Genomic DNA, 21,174 nt, shown 5'->3' on the forward strand with positions numbered 1-21,174 from the left:
CATCCTGAACTTGTTTCAGGATCCATCAGGAATTCTGCGCGGCCCTACCGGCGGAAACCCCAGCCCTGCGGCGAGATCATGCCATTCGGGGTTCTCGCTCTCGATCAGGTTGATCTTCCACTGCCGGTGCCAGCGTTTCAGTTGCTTTTCGCGCAGGATCGCGTGCTCCATATCGCCGAACAGCTCGTAGCGGACGAGACGGTGAACTTTGTAGCGGCTGGTGAAGCCTTCGACGACGCCATTGCGATGTTGCCAGAGCCTGCCGATCAGGTCGCTGGTGACCCCGATATAAAGTGTGCCGTGTGGCTGACTCGCGAGGATGTAGACGCAAGGGTTGCGCTCTTGCCGCATGGCCCGGAGGATGCCGCGCGATGGATGCTGAAACAAGTTCAGCATGACGGAATTTCAGAGGATTATTCCCTTCTTCGTCACCCTGAACTTGTGCCAGGGTCTATGGCGTCGGGATGCGCAGTTCGTGGAAGTGAGAAGTGAAGCGAGCTGCCATCGCTTTTGCCATTCTTATCGGTGGCATGTTCGCCGGAGCATGGATTGACGATTGGCTCGACATCGACACTTGCCTCGACCGGGGCGGCGCATGGGATTACCAGCGCGACACATGCAGGTATGAATGACTGACCCCCTCCACACCCCGATACATTGTGGCGCCCGCCAGCCCGGCGACCCGGACGCTGCCCTGCGCCCGCGGCGCCTGGCCGAGTTCGTCGGGCAGGAAGCCGCCAAGGGCAACCTCGCCGTCTTCATCGCCGCCGCGCGCGCGCGGGGGGAGGCGATGGACCATACGCTGTTCTTCGGGCCCCCGGGCCTAGGCAAGACCACGCTGGCGCAGATCATCGCGGGCGAGCTTGGCGTGGGCTTTCGCGCCACCTCCGGCCCGGTCATCGCCAAAGCGGGCGACTTGGCCGCGCTGCTGACCAATCTCGAACCGCATGACGTGCTGTTCATCGACGAAATCCACCGCCTTTCGCCCGTGGTCGAGGAAGTTCTCTACCCTGCGATGGAGGACCGCGCGCTCGATCTCATCATCGGCGAGGGGCCGAGCGCTCGCAGCGTCCGCATCGACCTGCCGCCCTTCACGCTGATCGGCGCGACCACGCGGCAGGGGTTGCTGACCACCCCCTTGCGCGACCGCTTCGGGATTCCGGTGCGGCTCAATTTCTACACCCATGCCGAGCTTGAGAAGGTCGTCACCCGTGCGGCGGGGTTGATGGGGCTCGCGATCCAGCCCGACGGCGCGCACGAGATCGCCCGCCGCAGCCGCGGCACCCCGCGCGTGGCTGGGCGGCTGCTCCGGCGCGTGCGCGATTTTGCCGATGTCGCGGGCGCGCCCAGCGTGACCCGCGCGGTGGCGGACGAGGCGCTGACCCGGCTCGAGATCGACCGGCTGGGCCTCGACCTGATGGACCGGCGCTATCTCACGATGATCGCGACCACCTACAAGGGCGGCCCCGTGGGGATCGAGACGCTGGCCGCCGGTCTTGCCGAGCCGCGCGACACGGTGGAAGAAGTGGTCGAACCCTACCTGATCCAGCTGGGACTGGTCGCGCGCACCGCCCGCGGGCGGATGCTCAACGAAGACGGGTGGAAGCATCTCGACATGACCCCGCCAAGAGAATCGCCCCCGGTGCAATCGGGACTGTTCGAGGACTGATTCCCGCCACCGCCAGTCGCAGCCTTAACCATTTGGCTAACGGGGCTGCCGTTTTCGGTGCCACTACGGGACAGGCAGGGTGAAATCGGCCGTTTTGCGGGCAATTTCGGGCGTTTCGCGCCCCGATCCTTGGTTAACCCGATTGCCCGTCGCAGCCTTCTGCCATCAAATGCAGGCTGGATTTGGCAAAGGTGCGGCTCCTCGCGCGCCGGGGCCGCAATTTGAACAGGGTAACCGACCATGTCGCTCAAACTGGCCATCGCAAAGCTGTCTGCCGCCGCGGCAGGGGTTGCATTGTTGCAAGGCGGCGCGGTGCGCATGGCCGAGCCGATGAACACCGATACGCCCGACTTCGCCACCAAGATCGATGGCAAGCTGGTCGCGGTCGATCCGGTCACCGGCGCACGCTACATCAAGACCCGCGAGCGCGTGATCCCGATGCCCGAGGAACGCCGCCGCCGGATCGTCGAGCGGACGGTCGAATGCCAGCCGGTCGGAGCCTATGATGCCGCCGGCGCGGCCAGCCTGCCCGATCGCACGGTGCAGACCTATACCGACACGAACGAATGCCCCCCGTTGATGCAGGTTGCCTACATGCCTGCGCCGCTTCCGCCCTTGCCGCCGATTTCGGGCGGCGGTGGGCCCGGCGGCGGCTGGGGCGGCGGTTTCGGCGGCGGCTTTGGCGGCGGGATCGGCGGCGGCTTCTTCGGCGGCTTCTTCGGCGGCGGCGGATCGTCGTCGGGCGATGTCTCGGTTACCACCACCACCTCGACCTCGGGCAGCACCAGCGGCTCGTCGAGCGGGTCGAGCGGGGTCGTGATCGATATCGACATCGACAATTCGACCACATCGTCGTCCGGCGTGATTTCCTCGTCGACCACTTCGTCCTCGGGCGTGGTGAGTTCGTCGACCGGAGCGGTGTCGAGCAGCACGGGCCAGGTGTCGAGCACCAGCAGCACAGGCGCGGTCTCGTCCTCGACCGGTGCGGTGTCGAGCACCAGCACTTCGGGCAACGTCTCCTCGTCGACCGGGGCGGTGTCTTCGTCCTCGGGCAATGTCTCGTCGTCGACGGGCGCAGTGTCGAGCAGCACGGGCGCGGTGTCGAGCTCGTCGGGCAACGTGTCCAGCTCGTCGGGCAACGTGTCCAGCTCTTCGGGCAATGTCAGCTCCTCGACCGGCGCGGTGACCTCGTCCTCCTCGTCGAGCTCGTCGTCGTCATCCTCGTCTTCGTCGTCGTCCTCTTCCTCCTCGTCTTCGAGTGGCGGGACATCGGGCGACATGACCAGTAGCACGAGCAGCAGCAGCGGCAGTTCGTCGTCCTCGTCGAGCAGCAGCTCCTCGTCCTCGGGCAGCAGCGGTTCGTCGGGCTCCTCGTCGTCTTCCTCGTCGAGCAGCAGCAGCAGCTCGTCTTCGTCCTCGTCGTCGACCTCGGGCAGCAGCGGCACCACCGGCGGTCACGATGTGCCTGCGCCGCCGATGACGATCCTGTTCGGCCTCGCCGCCGCAGCAGTGCTGGGCCGGCGCAAACTGATCGGCTGACGCTGCCTTCGCGGCGCACAAAAAAGGGCGGCGTTCCATTCGGAAGGCCGCCCTTTTTGCGTTTCACCGGGAAAATTATCGCGGCAATGGCGCCGCCGTCTCGACCGGTAGCCCGGCGGCTTCCCAAGCGATCAACCCGCCATCGAGATGCACCACCGGCGCGCCGGTGACCGCAGCGAGCCGTTCGCCCGCGATGGCGGAGAGGCGGCCCGAACGGCAATAGAGCACCACCTCGCGTCCGTCCGACAGGTCGAGCGTTTCGGGTTCGAAGCGGTCGAGCGCGATGTGCTCCGCGCCCGCAATGCGCGCTTCGGCGACCTCGGCATCGGTGCTGACATCGATCAGCCGCACGTTGCCCGCCGCGATCCGCGCGGCAAGCTCGGCTGGTGTCAGCGCGGACAGCGGGGAAGGGGCAGGGTTCGCCGCGCCGCCTTCGTCCGCGAAAGAGGCGAAGGCCAGTTCGAGCCCGAACGGCGGCGAGGGAGCATCGCGCTTGGGCTGCTCCCCGTCCGCCTCGCCCCCGCAGGCCGCCAGCGCCAACAGCGCTGCGGACCAGAGCGGAAGGACGAGACGGGCGCGGATCATGCGGTTCTCACGCTGCCAGCTTGCGCAGAACGTAATGGAGAATCCCGCCGTGGCGGTAATATTCCATCTCGTTCGCGGTATCGATCCGGCACAGCGCGGTGAAGGTGAAGCGCGTGCCGTCTTCGCGGGTCACCTCGACCGTGATGTCCTGACCGGGCACCAGATCGGCAAGGCCGCGGATCGAGAACGTGTCGGTTGCCGACAGGCCGAGCGTTTCGCGGGTGTCGCCTTCCTTGAACTGCAAGGGCAGCACGCCCATGCCGACAAGGTTCGAACGGTGGATCCGCTCGAAGCTTTCGACGATCACCATCCGCACGCCCAAGAGGATCGTGCCCTTGGCCGCCCAGTCGCGCGAGGAGCCGGTGCCGTATTCCTTGCCGCCGATCACCACCAGCGGTGTGCCGGCTTCCTTGTGCTTCATCGCGGCATCATAGATCGCCATCGTCTCGCCGCCGAAGGTCGAGAAGCCGCCTTCGACGCCCGGGACCATCTCGTTCTTGATGCGGATGTTGGCAAAGGTGCCGCGCATCATCACTTCGTGGTGGCCGCGGCGCGAACCGTAGGAGTTGAAGTCCTTCTTGGCGACCTGATTGGCCATCAGGAAGCGGCCCGCGGGGCTGTCTTCCTTGATCGATCCGGCCGGGCTGATGTGGTCGGTGGTGACCGAATCGGCGAGGATCGCGAGCGGCTTGGCATCGACGATGTCGGTGACCGGCGCCGGGGTCATGGTCATGCCCTCGAAATAGGGCGGGTTGGCGACATAGGTCGACCCGGCGCGCCACTGGTAGGTGTCGGACGGCTCGACCGTGATCGCCTGCCAGTGCTCATCGCCCTTGTAGACGTTGGCATAGCGCGATTCGAACATCGAACGGTCGATGTTCGCGGCGCGGTGCTCGGCGATTTCGGCGTTGCTCGGCCACAGGTCGGCGAGCATTACCGGCGCGCCGTTCTGGTCGTGGCCGATCGGGGTGGTGGTGATGTCCTCGGTGACCGTGCCCTTCAATGCATAGGCGACCACCAGCGGCGGCGAGGCGAGGAAGTTGGCGCGCACATCGGGAGACACGCGGCCTTCGAAGTTGCGGTTGCCCGACAGGACCGATGCCGCGACGATGTCGTTGCCGTTGATGGCGGCGCTGATCGGCGCAGCCAGCGGGCCGGAGTTGCCGATGCAGGTGGTGCAGCCATAGCCGACGAGGTCGAAGCCGACCGCATCGAGGTGTTCCTGCAAGCCCGACTTGACGAGGTAGTCGGTCACAACCTGCGATCCGGGTGCCAGCGACGTCTTGACCCACGGCTTGGGCTTCAGGCCGCGTTCGTTCGCCTTCTTGGCGACGAGGCCCGCAGCGATCAGCACATCGGGGTTGGAGGTGTTGGTGCAGCTGGTGATCGCGGCGATCACGACGTCGCCGTCGCCGATGTCGTGGGCCGCGCCCTCGACGCCGACGCGGACGGCTTCGGCCTTGCCGTAAACCTTGGCAAGGTCGCCGTTGAACAGATCATCGACGTCCTGCAGCACGACCTTGTCCTGCGGGCGCTTGGGACCGGCAAGGCTGGGCACGACCGCGGCCATGTCGAGGCTGAGGGTCTTGGTGAAGACCGGCTCGTTCGCGGGATCGAACCACATGCCCTGCGCCTTGGCGTAGGCTTCGACCAGCGCGATGTTTTCTTCCGAGCGGCCGGTGAGGCGCAGGTAATCGAGCGTCTTGTCGTCGATCCCGAAGAAGCCGCAGGTCGCGCCGTATTCAGGTGCCATGTTGGCGATGGTCGCGCGGTCGGCGAGCGTGAGGTTGGCAACGCCCGGGCCGTAGAACTCGACGAAGCGGCCCACCACGCCGACATTGCGCAGCATCTGCACGCAGGTCAGCACGAGGTCGGTTGCGGTCACGCCTTCGGCCATGCGGCCTTCGAGGTGGAAGCCGACCACTTCGGGGATCAGCATCGAGACCGGCTGGCCGAGCATCGCGGCTTCGGCTTCGATCCCGCCGACGCCCCAGCCCAGCACGCCCAGACCGTTGATCATGGTGGTGTGGCTGTCGGTGCCGACGCAGGTGTCGGGATAGGCGACCATCACGCCGTCGGGGCCTTCGGAAGACCACACGGCCTGCGCCAGATGCTCGAGGTTGACCTGGTGGCAGATCCCGGTGCCCGGGGGCACGGCGGTGAAGTTCTGGAAGCTCTTCGAGCCCCACTTGAGGAAGTCGTAGCGTTCGGCATTGCGCTCGTATTCGAGCGCCATGTTGGCTTCCATCGCCTTGGGGTGGCCGAATTCGTCGACCATCACCGAGTGATCGATCACGAGGTTGACCGGCACCAGCGGGTTGATCTTGGCGGTGTCGCCGCCGAGCTTCTTGATCGCATCGCGCATCGCGGCCAGATCGACCACGCAGGGCACGCCGGTGAAGTCCTGAAGGAGAACGCGCGCGGGACGATACTGGATTTCCTCGCCCGTCGCGGGGTTCGCCTGCCAGTCGACCAGCGCCTGGATGTGCTTGCGATCGACGGTGAAACCGCCGTCCTCGAAACGCAGCAGGTTTTCGAGCAAGACCTTCATCGAAATCGGCAGCTTCGAAATATCGCCCAGCTGCTCTGCCGCCTTGGCGAGCGAGTAATAGGCGTATTGCTTGCCGCCCACATCGAGCATCTGGCGGGTGCCGAGCGTATCCTGGCCGATTGCGGTCATGAGAGGGGTTCCATCCTTCTGATTGGCCCGCCCCCGATCCACACGAAGACTAGTCTTCCAAAGGGGCGCGGTTTTTCGTCGCCGCTCCTGCCCACCCCCGCGCGCGAGGTCAAGGGGGGCAGGGGACTTTGGGGCCTCATGCAAAGGTGTTATTCGAACACCGTAGCGGCACCCGGACGCGGTGCGCGGGCGGCGATCCAGCAGCCGGTCACGATCAGCGCGGTTCCCGCCAGCGTCGGCAGCGCCACGCCCTCGCGGAAAAACAGCCAGCCGAACACCGAGGCCCAGACGAAGCCCGAATATTCGGTCGCCACCAGCGCGCTGGCCTCGGCCCGTGCATAGGCCCAGGCGATCGCCGCCGATCCGCACACGGTGAGGACGGCGGCCGCGCCGAGCGGTGCCAGCGCCGCAGGCTCCGGTGTCTGCCACAGGAACGGCGCAAGCCCGAGCAGCACGACACCGCTCACCCCGCTATGAAAGGTCGCGATCTCCATCGGCCCGGCCACCTGTGCCTGGCGGCGGATGACAATGAAATTGTACGCATACAGCAGCGCCGAGATGAACAGCGAGGCAATGCCCAGCGCGGTGCGCGCATCGAACGCGCCTTGCCCGATCCTGCCGCCGACGATCACCAGCGTGCCGGCAAAGCCCAGGAGGCTCGCCCCGATCGCATGGCGGCTGATTACCTCGCCCAGCAGCACGCGCGCTAGATAGAGCGCGATCAGCGGGGCGATGAAGGAAAGCGCGATCGCCTCGGCCAGTGGCAGCACGGTGAGCGCATAGAAGAACGTAAGGGCCATGAAGGCCGAGACGATCCCGCGCTCGATATGCAGCCTCAGCGCTGCCGTGCCGGGCATCCGCCCGCCGCGCAGCCACCACAGCGGCGCGATCAGCGCCGCGCCCATCAGCGCGCGCAGCAGCGTCGCGGTGTAGGCGCCGATCATCAGCGCGGCCTCTTTCATGAAGGCGTCCATCAGCGACAGGAAGCCCACGCCCGCAAGCGCGGCGGCGAAGGGGAGCAGGGCGTGGTCACGGCGCAACATGGCGCACCCTTAGGCAAGACCGCCGCCAAGGTCACATCCCAAGTGTTGCCCCCGATCAAAGGCGTGAACATTAATGCAGGTGAAAGCCAAGGTGGTTGATAGGGGCGCGGTGCTGCGGGTAAGGTCGCGGTCACGATGATGCGTGCGGTGATGTTCCGGCGCGGGGCGAAAAGGCTGAACGGATAATGACGAGTTTCTTGGGCAGGTTGGCAGGCGGCGCGGCAATGGCTGCGCTGGTGGCGACAGCGACGCTGGCGCAGAACGCGAGCCCCCGGCCCGCGCCTGCACAGGCTCCCGCGCCGGCCCCCGCGCCTGCGCCCAATGCGTCCGATGCCTTCACCAAGGCGTTTCCCGGTGCCGTCGCCGATCCGGCAACCGCGCAGCCTGCGGCCCCGGCCGCGCCGCTGGTGCAGGCCTGGACGCTGGCACAGGCCAAGGCACTGGTCGCGGTGATCGAAGGGATCGGCGCCGAAGGGCTCGACCCCAAGGATTACGATCTCGCCCCGCTCAAGGTCGCGCTGGCATCGGGCCCGTCGGACGAGTTGAACCGGATGGCTTCGCAAAGCTTCGTCTGGCTGGTCGAGGACCTGCGTGACGGGCGCACTCCGATGGATGCGCGCGAACAGTGGTTCGTGGTCGATCCCGATCGCGATGCCAACCCTTCGGGCACCGTGCTCGCACAGGCGCTCCAAACCGGCGATATCGCGGGCACGCTGGCCAAGCTTGCGCCCACGCACCCCGATTACGCCAAGCTCAAGGCCGAACTCGCCGCGACTTCGGACGGACAGGTGAGCAAGCGCAAACTGATCCGCGCCAACATGGACCGCTGGCGGTGGCTGGCGCGCGATCTGGGGCCGCAATACCTGATCACCAACGTGCCCGAATTCCAGCTGCGGCTTACGGTGAAGAACAAGATCATCAAGACCTACCGCACCATCGTCGGCAAGCCGGGCCGCACCGCCACCCCGCAGCTGGCCGAAGTGGTCGAAGGCGTGGTGTTCAACCCGACCTGGACCGTGCCGCAGTCGATCGTGAAGGGCGAGGGGCTGGGCGCAAAGGTGCTTGCCAATCCCGCGTGGGGCAAGCGCAACGGCTATGTCGCGACCAGGGGAGCGAACGGATACGTCAGCGTGGTGCAGCAGCCCGGGCCGGGAAATTCGCTGGGCCAGATGAAGCTCGAGATGCCCAACGAGCATGCGATCTTCTTCCACGACACCCCGTCGCGGCACCTCTTCGCCAATGAATTCCGCGCATTGTCGCATGGCTGCGTGCGGACCGAACGCGCGCTCGAATTGGCGATCACGATGGCGATCGTCGGCAAGGGCGCGACCCGCGATGAGGCGGTGGCGATCTCGACCGGGGGCAAATACACCAAGGTTGCGTTGCAGAAGCCGTGGGCAGCCTACATCACCTATTTCACGATGGCGACCGACATCAACGGCCAGATGGCGACCTTCAAGGACATCTACGGCCGCGACACCAAGGTGCTCGCCAGCCTCGATCAGCCGCGCGTGCGCAACCGTTCCGCGGTGCCGACCGACGAGGTGATCGTGATCGAGGACGATCTTCAGGACACCTGAGCCGGGGCGGGATCAGCCCAGCGAGGTTCACACCCGTTCGCAAGGGGCCGCGCCTTTTGCGAACGGGGGCCGACCTGCTTCGACAGTTTCAAGGAGCCGCGCGCAATCTATCGCGGCGCCGGGGTGTAGGAAACGTCAGTATCCGCTGATCGAAGGGCGCGGCGACAGGTCGAGCGGCGCGCGGTCGATCATCGCGAGCGCGGGCACCGGCTGGATCGAGCCATCCTCCTCCAGCCCCAGCGAATCGGCATAGAGCAGCCTGCCGCCCGACAGGTGAAGCAACGCCTCGCGGAACTGCGCGGTGCCCATCGCAAAGCATCCGTTCGAGCGGCCGAGACGCCCATACTGCGCCAGATGCGAATCCTCGGCATAGCTTGCGTGGTGCATCACGATGTAGCGCCGCAGCGCCGCCTCGTTCGACTGGTCGAGCCCGCCCAGCCGCACCGAGGTGCCATAGCGCCCCGTGTACCATTCCCACGTCACGTAAGCCCCGCGGCTGGTCGCGTTCGAGCCTTCGATATTGCTGAACTGCTTGAGCCAGCCATCGTGCTGCGGGTCCGATCCGGTGCCGTGGCTGACGTGGTGCGACTTGATCTCGCCGCGTTCCAGATTGACGAAGTGGAACCGCGGCTTGGCCGAATGCAGCCCGAAATCGGCAATCCCGACGATGTCGCGCCGCCAGATCGCATTGCCGTGGCGGACGAGTTCGCGTTTCGCGATATCGAACAGGATGCGGTCGCGCGGGGAGCCGCCCATCGGCGCGGCGAACACCCGTGCCGGCAGCGCAAGCGCGGCAGCAGTGGCCAGGGTTCCCTTGAGAATATCGCGACGCTTCATTGTCTCTCAACGTAAACGGGCGCTGGCGCGTTCCCAATAAGGGGCCAAGCAGCCTGTCGTATGCTAGCCTCCACTCGTCGCCGGGGGAGGCGGAAACGCGCTGTTCTGCGCTGCCATCGCCAGCATCGAGGCGGCATGGCGCGCGGCGACCTTGCGCGCATCGTCACCATAGCCGCCGCCCAGCGCGCTTGCCACCGGAAGCCCGCGCCCGCGCGCCTCGCCAATCACGAACCGGTCGCGCGCTTCGAGGCCCGCATCGCTCAGCGCGAGCCGCCCCAGCTTGTCGTCGCCATGCGGATCGACGCCCGCCTGATAGAGCACGAAATCGGGGGCGAAATCGTCCATCACGCGCGGCAGGTGCTGCCGCAGCACCGCCATGTAGGCATCGTCCGCGATCCCGTCAGGCAGGCCAATGTCGAGGCTGGAGCGCGCCTTTCGCACGGGAAAGTTCTTCTCGGCGTGCAGCGAAAGCGTGAAGATGTCCTCGCGTCCGGCGGTGAGGCTGGCGGTGCCATCGCCCTGATGCACGTCGAGGTCGACGATCAGCACGCGGGCCGCTTGGGCCTCGGCAATCAGGCGGTTGGCGGTGACCGCAAGATCGTTGAACACGCAATAGCCCGCGCCCGTGTCGTGCAGCGCATGGTGGCTTCCGGCTGCGGAATTGGCGGCATAGCCGTGCTGCAGCGCCAGCTGCGCGGCGAGCCAGGTGCCGCCGTTGGTGTGACGCACACGGTCGCGGATCGCGGGGGTGACGGGAAAGCCGATCCGGCGCTCCTTCTCGCGCGGGACTTTGGCGCGGAACACCTCGTCGACATAGTCGGGGCAGTGAACCGCTTCGAGCCATTCACGCGGGCAAGGCTGCGGCGCGTGTTCGGTGATCGGCGCGCCCGAGGCGCGCAGTTCCTCCATCACGAGATAGTATTTGTCGAAACGGAACGATCCGCGTTCAGGGCGCGGGGCCATGTAGTCGGCATGGTGGACCACGTGCAGCATCACCCGCGCGCCGCCGTGTTGGAGACACATGAGACACTGTCCAGAAGCGAAAAAACCCCCTGCAAGCGCGGGGCGGAAAAAGGCATCGCGGCAAGGGGAGGGCCGATGATCATGCGCGCCAGTCTGCCAGCATCAGCGGCTGTAGGACAGCCTCACATCCAGCCCGAATGTTCGGCGAGAATTTTCACCCCCAGCCCGATCAGAATGAGGCCGCCGATCCGTTCGGCCCATTCACCCATGTGATCGCCCGCGCGCCGGCCCAGCACCACGCCCGCGCCGCTCAGCGCGAAGGTCACCAGCCCGATCAGCAGCGCCGCAGCCCAGGGCGAGACGCCGAGCGTGGGCAGCGTGATCCCTGCGGCGAGCGCATCGATACTGGTGGCGACACCTGCGATCAGCAGCGTTTTGCCGGTAAGCGCAGGCGCATCCTCATCATCATCGCCGCCGAAGCCGAGCATCCTGACGCCAAGGAAGGTCAGCAGACCGAAGGCGATCCAGTGATCGAACGCCTCGACATAGGTGAGCGCGACCGCGCCGATCACCCAGCCGGCCAGCGGCATCAGCGCCTGAAACACCCCGAAGGTCGCCGCAATCGCTAATCCCTGACGTGCAGAAGGCCGGAATTTCGCGCCCTGCGTCAGCGCAACGGCAAAGGCATCCATCGCCAGCGCGAGGGCAAGGAGGAGGGCGGCGATCATCTTTTCGGGCTTTGTGCAAGAGTGGCAAGTTCGGCGAAAATGGTATCCTCGCTGCGGCTGGCGGCGTTGCGCCAACTTGTCGCGGTGTCGCGGTTGAGCAGTTCGCCTCGCGCCGACAGCACCAGCAAGGCAGGCGTGCCGGGCATCTCTGCAAGCCCGAAACGGCGCGCGATGTCGAGGTTGCGGCCTTGCCCGGTTTGCGGCACCCCGACATCGACAAAGACGACCTCGTAACGCTCGGCCGCGAGCGCGGCAAAGCGGGGGGTTTCCAGCCATCCGGCGAGCGCGCGGCTGTCGTGGCACCAGTTCGCGCCCATCACCATTAACACGCGCTTGCCCGAGGCCGCGGCGCGCGCGAGCGCGGCATCGACTTCGGCGCTGGCATCGGCGCTCGCAGCATAGGGCTGCGCTTCTGGGTGGGCCGCGGCGGCATCAGGCACGCTCGCACAGGCGCCCAGCGCCAGCGCGAGGGCGATCGCCAGAGAGGCGCGGATCACTCTGCGGCTTCGGCGGGGGCGGCGTGAGGATCGAAGGCGGTGGCTTCACCCGCTTCGATCGCGGCGGCCTTTTCCTCGACCAGCCGGACGATGTGATCGAGCATCGCCTCGTCGTCGATCGCGTGGGCTTTCAGCCCCGACAGATAGACCATGTGCTTGCCATTGCCGCCGCCGGTAAGACCGATATCGGTCTCGCGCGCTTCGCCCGGGCCGTTGACGACGCAGCCCAATACCGACAGGCTCATCGGGGTCTTGATGTGTTCGAGCCGCTTTTCGAGCGTTTCCACCGTGCGGATCACGTCGAAACCCTGCCGCGAGCAGGACGGGCACGACACCACGCGCACACCGCGGGTTCTGAGGCCCAAGGCCTTCAGCATATGGTAGCCGACCTTGATCTCCTCCTCAGGTTCTGCCGAGAGGCTGACGCGGATCGTGTCGCCGATGCCCGCCCACAGCAGGCTGCCCATCCCGATCGAGGATTTGACCGTGCCGCCGATCAAGCCGCCCGCCTCGGTGATGCCGAGATGCAGCGGGCAATCGACCGTTTCAGCGAGGCCATGATAGGCCGCGACCGCGAGGAACACGTCCGACGCTTTCACCGCGACCTTGTATTCGTGGAAATCGTGATCCTGCAGCAGCTTGATGTGGTCGAGCGCACTTTCGATCAGCGCCTCGGGGCAGGGCTCGCCATATTTTTCGAGCAGGTCTTTTTCGAGGCTACCGGCATTCACGCCGATCCGGATCGCGCAGCCATTGGCCTTGGCCGCGCGCACGACTTCCGCGACGCGCTGGGAGGAACCGATATTGCCCGGATTGATCCGCAGGCAGGCCGCGCCGGCGTCTGCGGCCTCCAGCGCGCGCTTGTAGTGAAAGTGGATGTCGGCCACGATCGGGATGTTCGCGCCTTGCGTGATCTTCTTGAAATCGCGCGTCGATTCTTCCGTTGGACAGGACACGCGGATGATGTCCGCGCCCACATCCTCGCACCGCCGGATCTGGTCGAGCGTCGCGCGCACGTCCTCGGTCGGGGTGTTGGTCATGGTCTGAACGGTGATGGGAGCGTCCCCACCAACGGGGACATTCCCCACCATGATCTGGCGCGATTTGCGCCGCTCGATCGTGCGCCACGGACGGATGGAAGACATGGCCGCGCATATAGGCTGCAATCGGTGGCGGGGCAATGACCCGCGGGCGCTTGACACACCGCGCCGCCGCGCCACTCTGCCAGCGCGAGGGGAAAAGAGATGCTGACCGAGAGTGCGATCCAACTGCGCAGTAACGCGCCGAGCATGGTGATGCGGCTGGTGAAAGCGCTGATGCGCTGCCAGACGCCGGTATTCCCGCTCGACGCAGAGGGTTTTCGCGCCGCGATGGCGGGCCGCACGCTGCCAGTCGATGCGCCGATGCCCGATTCATTCCGCAAGCGCTTCATCGTGGAAGAGAGCGAGATGCTGGGCCACAAGGTGGTCACGCTCCACCCCAAGGCGGGGCCGGCGCCATGGCACATGATCTATTTTCACGGCGGCGGGTTCGTGCGGCCGATGTTCAAGGTGCATTGGCCGCTGGTCGCCGCGATGGTAACACGTTGCGGGATCAGCGTGACCGTGCCGCTTTATCCCGTGGTGCCCGAGGCGCGCCATGCCGATCAGGATGCGCTCGCCGATGCGGTGTGGGCCGATCTTGCCGCGCGGCACGATCCTTCGCGGATCATCCTCAATGGCGATTCTGCGGGCGGCCACATGGCGCTGGCGCTCGCGCTCAGGCTGATCGCGGCAGGGGGCGCGCAGCCGGGCAAGCTGGCGCTGTTTGCGCCATGGCTCGATCTGGGGCTGGCAGACCCCGCGATCGCCGCGGTCGAGCCGCATGACGTGATGCTCAAGATCGGCACGCTGCGCGCCTGCGGTGCGCTGGTGGCCGAGGCGCGCGCGCTGGACGCGCCCGAGGTCAGCCCGCTTTATGCGTCCACCGACATGCTCGCAGCGCTTCCGCCGACGCGGATCTGGACCGGGCGGCACGACCTGTTTATCGTCGATTCGCGCAGCTTCCTTGCCCGCCTGCGCGGCGCCGGGGTGGACGCGCGCCTGTATGAATACGAGGGCGCGCCGCACGTCTTTATGGCGATCCTCCCCACCCGCGAGGCCAAGGACGCGCTTGGCCTGCTGGCGGAGTTCATCGCGGACTAGCTCGGGAATTTCGCCCCGGTCTGATCCTCGGACAGCTTCCAGAGCTGATCGGCATGGCTGGGGTTGAGCGCATAGGAACGCACCCCCGCGGTCGAGGATTCGTCGTCGACCGATGCGACATGGCAATCCTCGCAATAGACGCCGCCCTTGCCCTCAAGCTCGGGCGCGGTTGCCGCCCAGCATGTCGTCGCCGCGCCTTGCGGGATGGTCTTCCACTGGAAGCCGCCATCCGAACTGGTCACGCGCTTCATCAGGCCTTCGCGCATTTCGGGCGTCATGTGGCGGCCGAGATTGGTCTCGATCCCGCCGGGATGCACCGCATAGGCGTGGATCCCCAACACCGCGTATCGCGCTTCGAGCCCCACGGTAAACAGCACATTGGCGGTCTTCGACTGGCCATAGGCTGCCCAGGGATCATAGGGCCGGCGGGCGAAATGCGGGTCGGCAAAATCGACCTGCCCCATGAAATGCCCGCGGCTCGACAGGTTGACGATCCGCTGCGCGCTTCCGCGTTCGATCAGCGGCATCAGTTCGGCGGTCATCGCGAAATGGCCGAGGTGGTTGGTCCCGAACTGCATCTCGAACCCGTCGGCGGTGTGCAGGAACGGGGTCGCCATCACGCCCGCATTGTTGATCAGCAGGTCGATCTTGTCGAACCGCTGGCGCGCGCGCGAAGTGGCGGCGCGGATCGATTCCAGGCTGCCGAGATCGAGCGTGATCGTGTCGAGCGCGGCTTGCGGCTGATCGGTGCGGATCGCGGCGACGCTGGCATCGAGCTTTTCCTGATCGCGCCCGGCCATGATGACATGCGCCCCGCGCGCTGCCATCGCGCGCGCGGTTTCCTGACCCAGCCCCGAATTCGCGCCGGTGATGAACACCGTGCGCCCCGACAGGTCGATCTCTGCCAGCACCTCGTCCGTGGTGCTGGCCCAGCCGAATTCGCTCATTGCGCTCTCCCTCACAGTTTCAGTTCGTAGAGATACTCCGGATCGTAGTGATCGCCCACCTTGAAGGTGATGTCGGCGATCTTTTGAAAGCCATACCGCTGGTAGAACCGCTGCGCGCCGTGATTTTCGGCATAGACGCTGAGCAGCACCGCATCGTGACCGCGGCTGCGCGCGGTTTCCAGCGTCCAGTCCATCAACTGCGCGCCGACGCCGGTGCCGGTGTAGCCGGGCAGCGCATAAAGCTGCGCCAGTTCGATCGGATCGACGGCATCCGAATGGTCAGTGAACTTGGTGGGATGGCGCAGCTTGCAGAAGGCGACGAGCGCGCCGTCATCCTCCACCAGCCGATATCTGCATTGCCCGCCCGCAATCTCGCGCGCCACGGCATCGGGGCTGTAAACCTCGTCCAGAAACTTGGCGAGATCCTGCGGGGTGTAAAGCGTTCCGAAGGCGGCGACGAAGGTGTCCGCGCCAAGCTGGGCAAGCGCAGGGGCATCGGCGGGGGTGAGCGGGCGATAGATCATGCCCTTGCCCTAGCGTGCAGGCGCGATGCTGCAAAGCTGGCGAAAGGCGCAACGCCGCGTTACACCTTCGCCCTATGAAGAAACTCGCCGCCGCGCTCGCCCTTGCCTTTCTGTCGCAACCCGCTTTCGCCGGGGAAGCGCCCAAGTGGTCGCTGGCGATCCATGGCGGGGCGGGCACGCTCGACCCCGACAAGATGACGCCGGAAAAACGCAGCCAATACGAGGCGGCGTTGCAGGCGGCCCTCGATGCGGGATCGAAGATTCTCAGCGAAGGCGGCGCGGCGATGGACGCGATCAAGGCAGCGATCATCATCATGGAGGATTCGCCGCTGTTCAATGCGGGCAAGGGCGCGGTGTTTACCTGGGACGGCACGAACGAATTGGACGCCTCGATCATGGATGGGCGGGATCGCAGCGCGGGCGCGGTCGCGGGGGTGAAGACGGTCAAGAACCCGATCCTGCTTGCCGATACGGTGAGGACGCAAAGCGAGCACGTGTTCCTGATGGGCGCGGGCGCGGAGGCCTTTGCGGTCGAAAAGGGCTTTGCCGTGACCCCGCCCGACTATTTCGCCACACCGGCGAGGGCCGAGGCGCTGGAGCGGCTCAAGGAGGAGAAGGTGTCCGCGCTCGATGTCGATCACAAGTTCGGCACGGTCGGCGCGGTGGCGCTCGACACCAAGGGCAATCTGGCCGCGGGCACCTCGACCGGCGGGATGACCGGCAAGCGCTGGGGCCGGGTGGGCGATGCGCCGTTGATCGGGGCGGGAACCTATGCCGACAACCGCGCCTGCGCGGTCTCGGCGACGGGCTGGGGCGAATATTTCATCCGCGTCGGCGTGGCGCACGAAATTTGCTCGCGGCTGCGGATGGGCCGCGAAAGCGAGCAGGGCATCGCCGACGGCGTGATGGCCGATGTCAAATCGCTCGGCGGGGATGGCGGCGTCATTCTCGTGACCCCGCTTGGCGGCGCGTTCTTCAGCTTCAACACCACTGGCATGTATCGCGGCCGCGCGACCAGTGACGGCATCAACGAAGTGGCGATCTTCGGCGGCGAGGAGAAGGCGTCAGCGACGCCGGATCACTGATCAGTAGATCTTGCCCACCACCGGCAGCCCGCGTTCGGGTTCGGCGAATTCCTTGATGATCCGGCCCACACGCGCCAGCGCCTGTTCGCCGCGGGCAAGGACGTCCTCCTCGGTCTGGCGCGCGCGGAAATAGCACGCGAAGGTCAGCGGGCCTTCGCCCTTGGGCCCTTCGGCAAAGCCGATATCGGAATAGATGTATTCCGCGCCGTTGATGAGGCCGCTGGTGCCGGTCTTGTCGCCTGCGATCCAGCCCTCGGGAAGGCCCGCGCGTACCCGCTTCAGCCCCGTGTCGGTTTCGACCATCCAGCCTTTCAGCTCTGCGCGCTCCGTTTCGGGAAGCACATCGCCATAAATGATCCTTGCCACCGTGCGCGCCATGGCGGCAGGCGTGGTGGTGTCGCGGAATTCCGGTGTTGGCACATCGTTGAGCTGCGTTTCGTAACGGTCGAGCCGGCTGACATCGTCCCCGAGGCTTCGCCAGAAGGCGGTCATCCCGGCGGGGCCGCCCAGATTGCGCAGCAGGATATTGGCCGCAGGGTTGTCCGAAGTGAGCTGCGCCGCGCGCGCCAGCTCGCGCAAGGTTGCGCCGCTGGCGATCCGGTCGCGGGTGAAGGGTGCGTGGAAGACCAGATCGGCTTCGCTCCACGTCACGCGGCGGTCGGCGTCGATCGTGGCTGCGGCGTGGCGTTGCAGCAGCAGCGCGGCAAGGCTCAGTTTGAAGGTGGACGAAAGGCCGAAGCGCTTGTCCTGATTGATCCCGACCGAGCCGCCCGTGGCAGTGTTGAAAATCTCGACCCCGAGCGTGCCATTTCCCGCCGCCTCGATGATCCGCAGTTCCGCTGCCAGCCGCCCCAGCGGCGACTGGTCGGGCGGAATGCACGCGCCCGCGCCAAGAGCCAATGCGCCGCCGAGGAAGTGTCGTCTGTCGATCGTCATGAGAACTTGTCCGCCTTGCGTTTGCCGAATCGCATGTCCGTTTCGAGCTTGGCGCGCAACTGCGCATAGAAGGCTTCGAGAAACGCCCGCTCGTCGCCTGCGCCCGGCTCCCAGCCGATCTTGCGGCAGATCGCGGCGTGGGCGGCGATCAGCGCATCCTCGGGCGCGGTGCGCAGCATCCGTTCGAGCGTCTGCAGCTCCTTTTCGCCATAGACCGAAAGCGCCGCCTCGCCGAAATCGTAGCGCACCCCGGTCACCGCGCTTGCCCCTTGCGCGGCGGCAGCGCCTTGCGCCGAAAGCACCTTGGACAGCCGCGTGCGCGGGCGTTCCACAACCCAGGTGCCCGCAACGATGTCGCCTGCGCGCAAGGCATCGCGGTTGAAGAACGGGAACAGCGCGAACAGCGCGAACCACCCGGTCACCACCCAGCCCAGCGCCCCCACGTTTTCGCCCTGCCGGCTGGTGAAGGTGAGCACCAGCAGCGTGACCAGCGGATAGAAGATCTCGATATCGCGCAACAGATTGCGCGCGATCACCGCCTCGGGGGTAAGCCGCGTGCCGCTGCGCGCGGCGATCCGGATGCCGACCATGCGCTTGCCCAGCGTCGCGCCGCGCGGGCCCAGTTCCTGCACCAGAAAATAGCCATACCATGTCGCAAATGCGAACAGCACCGAAAGGATGCCGAGAAATTCGAGCGCCGCGCCGGGCATCGCGTCGGGATCGAACCGCGTGCCCTCGGCGGCCCCGTCGGCAAGTGCGTAAATCGCGAGCTGGAAGGCGATCAGGCCGAAGACGATGATCGCGACATCGATCATCAAGGCCACCGCACGCGCCCCGCGCGAGGCGCGCGCGATTCCCAGCGCGAGCCCCTCGGGTGTGACCAGCGTGCGGGTGCGGTGCGCGTCGCTCGGTGCGGGAGAGGCGGTCATGTGCGCGCCTCCCCGGCAAGGCCGGCGTTCGGCGCGGCGGGCCGGTAAAGAACGAAATAGGCGAGCCAGAACACCAGCATCGTGCCTCCGATGACAAAGCGGCTGCCGGTGTCCTCGACCAGCTGGCGCGGAAAGGCTTCGAGCAGCGCGGCGACCACCATCATGATCACCACCCCCACCATCACCACCGCGCTGCGCCGCCCGGCGGCAGCGGCGGCATCGAGCACCGCAAGCCTGCCCGGAAAGGCCATCGCCCGCCCGATATGCAGCCCCGCGGCGCCCGCGAGCAGGATGCCGAACAGTTCGGTCGTGCCGTGAACCGAAAGCCATGCCGCAAGCTCGACCACCAGGCCCTGCCCGTGGAACAGCCACAAGAGCACGCCGAGCAGCGCCATGTTGTGCACCAGCAGCAGCAACGACGGGATACCGAAGGCAAAGCCCAGCGCAAAGGCGAGGATGCACACACCCGAATTGTTGCTGAACAATTGCGCGGCAAATCCGGCCAGCCCCGCCGCGCCCTCTTCGTGCCCCAGACTGGCGAGCAATTGTTCGCGGCTCGCCCCCGGCTGGCGCGGATCGCCCATGCTGCCGGGGAACAGGCGGTAGAACCAGGCCTCGTCCCGCGCGACCAGCAGCCAGCCGACCACGGTGCCCGCAACCATCACGAACAGCGCGATCGCGATATCGAGCCACAATTCGCGCACCGCGCGGCTCCACCCGCCCAGGATAAAGCCGCGCAGCCAGCGCACGAAGCCCTGGCTTGGCCCGTAAACCTGAAACCATGCGCGCTGCACCAGCGCTTCCAGATAGGCAAGGGTATCGGCATCGAGCGAGGTTTCGCGCGCAACCGACAGTGAGGAGACGGCTGTGCGATAGAGCACCGGCAGCGCCACCAGATCCTCGTCCGCGATGCGCCGCAGCCCGCGCTTTTCGATCCGGTCGAGGATTGCCCCGAGCCGTTTCCAGTCGCCCTCGCGTTCGAGCCGGAAGCGGTCGGAACGAAGGCTGGCGCTGGCGATATCGGGCGGCGCCTCGACCGCGGTGCGGCCGAACCACGAGGCAATCACGGGCGCCTTCATCCGATTGCCTCGCTGCTGCGCACGGCAAGGTAGCGGTCGATCAGCTGCGGGCCGATGCTTTGCCACGGCGCTTCGAGCACATCGATGCCGAGCCGCCGCAGCCGGGTGAGCACCAGCTTTCGTTGCTGCGCGAGGCTGTCAGCGGTGACGCTGCGCGCCAGCGTGGCGATATCGGCGGGCGGGGCGGCGACCAGCGCCTCGACCTCGCTGTCGGCCATGGTGACGAACAGGACGAGATGCTTGCCCACCAGCCGCCCGAGGCTCTCGACCATCAGTTCGGCCGCGGTCGGATCAGTGAAGTCCGAAAACACCACCACCAGCGAGCGGCGTTTGAGCTTTGCGGTCAGGGTGGCGAGCGCGAGCGTGAAATTGGCCTCGGCTGGCTCGTAATCGAGGCCCCCCGCGGCGCTTTGCAGGCGGTGAAAGGCGCGCGCATCAGTGATGAAGGGGGTCATGATCTGCGGGCGGCGGGCAAAGCCGAACAGCGCCACCCGGTCGCCGCCCTTCAATGCGACATAGGCGCAGGCCAATGCCGCGGAAACCGCGCGGTCGATTCGCGGCAGCCCGTCGACCGGCTCGCACATCGCCTGCCCGCAATCGAAGGCGAACACGATCTGGTTGTTGCGCTCGCTCTCGTTCTCGCGCGCGAACAGACGGGTGTGGCGCGCGCTGGCCTTCCAGTCGATCCGGCGGCGGTCCATCCCAGGCTCGTATTCGCTCAGGGCCTCGAACTGCGTGCCTTCGCCCCGGATCCGGCGGTTGATGAGGCCGATCTGGGCGTTGCGCAGGAAGGTCTGCATGTCGGGCGAACGCACCGGCGATAGATCGGGCCAGATCCGCACGCGGCGATCGAGCGCAAAGTCCGCCTGCCGCGCGCCCAGACCCAGCGGGCCTTCCCAGCGCACCCACACCCGTTCGACCAGCGCGGTGCCGCGGCGGGTGGGGGTGAGGGTGGTCTGCGCCTTCCAGTCATCGCCGAGGGGATCCGGCGCGAGCGCAAGCGCTATGCGGCCATCAGCGGCAAGGCGCGGATCGCAGGCGAGCGCGGCTTCGGCGCGGCGCGGCTGGCGGCCCGCAAAGCGCGCGGCGACCGCCAGCGTGGCGGGCTGGCCGACCTCGATATCGTCGGCGATGCGGATGTCCCAATCGGCCAGCCGCCCGCTCGCCAATCCGTCCGCGATTATCAGCGCGAGCAACGCCAGCGCCAGCAGCGGGGCCGCGACCCATGCGCCGGGCGCAGTGGCGGCGATCACCACCGCCACCGGGGCAAGCGCCGCCGCGGCCCACGCCGCACGCTCGGTCGGCGCGACGATCAGCAGAGAGCGCAGGCGCGCCGCAAGCGACCGGACAAGGCGCAGCGCGCGGCTCAC

The 21,174-nt window shown here is 66.7% G+C and carries 20 protein-coding genes; 4 read left to right on the top strand and 16 right to left on the bottom strand.

Annotated elements, in window-relative coordinates:
• Positions 1-15 precede the first annotated feature (15 nt).
• Complete coding sequence (locus A9D12_RS06815) at positions 16-396, bottom strand: GIY-YIG nuclease family protein (protein ID WP_231889721.1); 381 nt, start codon at positions 394-396, stop codon at positions 16-18.
• A gap of 232 nt (positions 397-628) precedes the next feature.
• On the opposite strand from A9D12_RS06815, the gene ruvB reads away from it, so the two are divergent.
• Positions 629-1,669, top strand: coding sequence for a Holliday junction branch migration DNA helicase RuvB (gene ruvB / locus A9D12_RS06820; RefSeq protein ID WP_068350613.1), 1,041 nt, complete (start codon positions 629-631; stop codon positions 1,667-1,669).
• Positions 1,670-2,259: 590 nt separating this feature from the next.
• On the opposite strand, the gene A9D12_RS06825 is transcribed toward ruvB, so the two are convergent.
• The 4 genes from A9D12_RS06825 to A9D12_RS06840 form a co-directional block, all read right to left on the bottom strand.
• Positions 2,260-3,114, bottom strand: coding sequence for a hypothetical protein (locus A9D12_RS06825; protein ID WP_197489890.1), 855 nt, complete (start codon positions 3,112-3,114; stop codon positions 2,260-2,262).
• 169 nt (positions 3,115-3,283) lie between these two features.
• Positions 3,284-3,793 carry a rhodanese-like domain-containing protein gene (locus A9D12_RS06830; protein ID WP_068350615.1) on the bottom strand — a complete coding sequence of 170 codons (510 nt, stop codon included), beginning with the start codon at positions 3,791-3,793 and terminating at the stop codon, positions 3,284-3,286.
• Positions 3,794-3,800: 7 nt separating this feature from the next.
• On the bottom strand, positions 3,801-6,473 hold the full coding sequence (gene acnA, locus A9D12_RS06835) for an aconitate hydratase AcnA (RefSeq protein WP_068350616.1): 2,673 nt from the start codon (positions 6,471-6,473) through the stop codon (positions 3,801-3,803).
• Positions 6,474-6,622: 149 nt separating this feature from the next.
• Positions 6,623-7,516 (bottom strand): DMT family transporter, encoded by an 894-nt coding sequence (locus A9D12_RS06840; protein ID WP_068350617.1) that lies wholly within the window; start codon positions 7,514-7,516, stop codon positions 6,623-6,625.
• 185 nt (positions 7,517-7,701) lie between these two features.
• Here A9D12_RS06840 and A9D12_RS06845 point away from each other — a divergent pair, with 185 nt between their 5' ends.
• A complete protein-coding gene (locus A9D12_RS06845) occupies positions 7,702-9,096 on the top strand; it encodes a L,D-transpeptidase family protein (RefSeq protein WP_068350618.1) in 1,395 nt (464 codons plus the stop codon).
• Between the two features lie 135 nt (positions 9,097-9,231).
• Here A9D12_RS06845 and A9D12_RS06850 read toward each other — a convergent pair whose 3' ends face one another.
• The 5 genes from A9D12_RS06850 to ispG form a co-directional block, all read right to left on the bottom strand.
• A complete protein-coding gene (locus A9D12_RS06850; RefSeq protein WP_068350619.1) occupies positions 9,232-9,933 on the bottom strand; it encodes a murein L,D-transpeptidase catalytic domain-containing protein in 702 nt (233 codons plus the stop codon).
• Between the two features lie 63 nt (positions 9,934-9,996).
• Positions 9,997-10,926, bottom strand: coding sequence for a histone deacetylase family protein (locus tag A9D12_RS06855; protein ID WP_068353903.1), 930 nt, complete (start codon positions 10,924-10,926; stop codon positions 9,997-9,999).
• A gap of 152 nt (positions 10,927-11,078) precedes the next feature.
• Positions 11,079-11,624, bottom strand: coding sequence for a manganese efflux pump MntP (locus A9D12_RS06860; protein ID WP_068350620.1), 546 nt, complete (start codon positions 11,622-11,624; stop codon positions 11,079-11,081).
• Complete coding sequence (locus A9D12_RS06865; RefSeq protein WP_068350621.1) at positions 11,621-12,121, bottom strand: thioredoxin family protein; 501 nt, start codon at positions 12,119-12,121, stop codon at positions 11,621-11,623. Before A9D12_RS06865 ends, A9D12_RS06860 begins: the two co-directional genes overlap by 4 nt.
• Positions 12,118-13,266, bottom strand: a complete 1,149-nt coding sequence (ispG, locus tag A9D12_RS06870) for a flavodoxin-dependent (E)-4-hydroxy-3-methylbut-2-enyl-diphosphate synthase (protein ID WP_068350622.1) — start codon at positions 13,264-13,266, stop codon at positions 12,118-12,120. Before ispG ends, A9D12_RS06865 begins: the two co-directional genes overlap by 4 nt.
• 99 nt (positions 13,267-13,365) lie before the next feature.
• On the opposite strand from ispG, the gene A9D12_RS06875 reads away from it, so the two are divergent.
• Positions 13,366-14,304: an alpha/beta hydrolase gene (locus tag A9D12_RS06875; protein ID WP_068350623.1), complete on the top strand. Its 939-nt coding sequence runs from the start codon at positions 13,366-13,368 to the stop codon at positions 14,302-14,304.
• Here the strand turns inward: A9D12_RS06875 and A9D12_RS06880 are convergent.
• Both A9D12_RS06880 and A9D12_RS06885 read right to left on the bottom strand, forming a co-directional pair.
• Positions 14,301-15,251, bottom strand: a complete 951-nt coding sequence (locus tag A9D12_RS06880) for an SDR family NAD(P)-dependent oxidoreductase (RefSeq protein ID WP_068350624.1) — start codon at positions 15,249-15,251, stop codon at positions 14,301-14,303. The two genes, A9D12_RS06875 and A9D12_RS06880, sit on opposite strands and share 4 nt — an antisense overlap.
• Positions 15,252-15,262: 11 nt before the next feature.
• A complete protein-coding gene (locus tag A9D12_RS06885) occupies positions 15,263-15,775 on the bottom strand; it encodes a GNAT family N-acetyltransferase (RefSeq protein WP_068350625.1) in 513 nt (170 codons plus the stop codon).
• Positions 15,776-15,849: 74 nt separating this feature from the next.
• Here A9D12_RS06885 and A9D12_RS06890 point away from each other — a divergent pair, with 74 nt between their 5' ends.
• Positions 15,850-16,860, top strand: coding sequence for an isoaspartyl peptidase/L-asparaginase family protein (locus tag A9D12_RS06890; RefSeq protein ID WP_082925439.1), 1,011 nt, complete (start codon positions 15,850-15,852; stop codon positions 16,858-16,860).
• Here A9D12_RS06890 and bla read toward each other — a convergent pair whose 3' ends face one another.
• The 4 genes from bla to A9D12_RS06910 are packed head-to-tail and all read right to left on the bottom strand — an operon-like array spanning position 16,861 to position 21,174.
• Complete coding sequence (gene bla, locus A9D12_RS06895; protein WP_068350626.1) at positions 16,861-17,796, bottom strand: class A beta-lactamase; 936 nt, start codon at positions 17,794-17,796, stop codon at positions 16,861-16,863. It lies immediately after the preceding gene.
• Positions 17,793-18,725 (bottom strand): RDD family protein, encoded by a 933-nt coding sequence (locus A9D12_RS06900; RefSeq protein WP_068350627.1) that lies wholly within the window; start codon positions 18,723-18,725, stop codon positions 17,793-17,795. The genes bla and A9D12_RS06900 overlap by 4 nt, the downstream gene beginning before the upstream one ends.
• Complete coding sequence (locus tag A9D12_RS06905; protein ID WP_068350628.1) at positions 18,722-19,804, bottom strand: stage II sporulation protein M; 1,083 nt, start codon at positions 19,802-19,804, stop codon at positions 18,722-18,724. Before A9D12_RS06905 ends, A9D12_RS06900 begins: the two co-directional genes overlap by 4 nt.
• Positions 19,801-21,174, bottom strand: a complete 1,374-nt coding sequence (locus A9D12_RS06910) for a DUF58 domain-containing protein (RefSeq protein ID WP_082925440.1) — start codon at positions 21,172-21,174, stop codon at positions 19,801-19,803. The genes A9D12_RS06905 and A9D12_RS06910 overlap by 4 nt, the downstream gene beginning before the upstream one ends.

It is taken from the genome of Erythrobacter neustonensis (assembly GCF_001663175.1).
Taxonomy (GTDB): domain Bacteria; phylum Pseudomonadota; class Alphaproteobacteria; order Sphingomonadales; family Sphingomonadaceae; genus Erythrobacter; species Erythrobacter neustonensis.

Excerpts from the sequence above, each read along its gene's own strand:
- bla (WP_068350626.1), bottom strand. The coding sequence starts at position 17,796 with ATGACGATCGACAGACGACACTTCCTCGGCGGCGCATTGGCTCTTGGC.
- A9D12_RS06890 (WP_082925439.1), top strand. The coding sequence starts at position 15,850 with ATGAAGAAACTCGCCGCCGCGCTCGCCCTTGCCTTTCTGTCGCAACCC.
- ruvB (WP_068350613.1), top strand. The coding sequence starts at position 629 with ATGACTGACCCCCTCCACACCCCGATACATTGTGGCGCCCGCCAGCCC.
- A9D12_RS06830 (WP_068350615.1), bottom strand. The coding sequence starts at position 3,793 with ATGATCCGCGCCCGTCTCGTCCTTCCGCTCTGGTCCGCAGCGCTGTTG.
- A9D12_RS06840 (WP_068350617.1), bottom strand. The coding sequence starts at position 7,516 with ATGTTGCGCCGTGACCACGCCCTGCTCCCCTTCGCCGCCGCGCTTGCG.
- A9D12_RS06845 (WP_068350618.1), top strand. The coding sequence starts at position 7,702 with ATGACGAGTTTCTTGGGCAGGTTGGCAGGCGGCGCGGCAATGGCTGCG.
- A9D12_RS06875 (WP_068350623.1), top strand. The coding sequence starts at position 13,366 with ATGCTGACCGAGAGTGCGATCCAACTGCGCAGTAACGCGCCGAGCATG.
- A9D12_RS06850 (WP_068350619.1), bottom strand. The coding sequence starts at position 9,933 with ATGAAGCGTCGCGATATTCTCAAGGGAACCCTGGCCACTGCTGCCGCG.
- acnA (WP_068350616.1), bottom strand. The coding sequence starts at position 6,473 with ATGACCGCAATCGGCCAGGATACGCTCGGCACCCGCCAGATGCTCGAT.
- A9D12_RS06880 (WP_068350624.1), bottom strand. The coding sequence starts at position 15,251 with ATGAGCGAATTCGGCTGGGCCAGCACCACGGACGAGGTGCTGGCAGAG.
- A9D12_RS06815 (WP_231889721.1), bottom strand. The coding sequence starts at position 396 with ATGCTGAACTTGTTTCAGCATCCATCGCGCGGCATCCTCCGGGCCATG.
- A9D12_RS06860 (WP_068350620.1), bottom strand. The coding sequence starts at position 11,624 with ATGATCGCCGCCCTCCTCCTTGCCCTCGCGCTGGCGATGGATGCCTTT.
- A9D12_RS06885 (WP_068350625.1), bottom strand. The coding sequence starts at position 15,775 with ATGATCTATCGCCCGCTCACCCCCGCCGATGCCCCTGCGCTTGCCCAG.
- A9D12_RS06855 (WP_068353903.1), bottom strand. The coding sequence starts at position 10,926 with ATGCTGCACGTGGTCCACCATGCCGACTACATGGCCCCGCGCCCTGAA.
- ispG (WP_068350622.1), bottom strand. The coding sequence starts at position 13,266 with ATGTCTTCCATCCGTCCGTGGCGCACGATCGAGCGGCGCAAATCGCGC.
- A9D12_RS06900 (WP_068350627.1), bottom strand. The coding sequence starts at position 18,725 with ATGACCGCCTCTCCCGCACCGAGCGACGCGCACCGCACCCGCACGCTG.
- A9D12_RS06905 (WP_068350628.1), bottom strand. The coding sequence starts at position 19,804 with ATGAAGGCGCCCGTGATTGCCTCGTGGTTCGGCCGCACCGCGGTCGAG.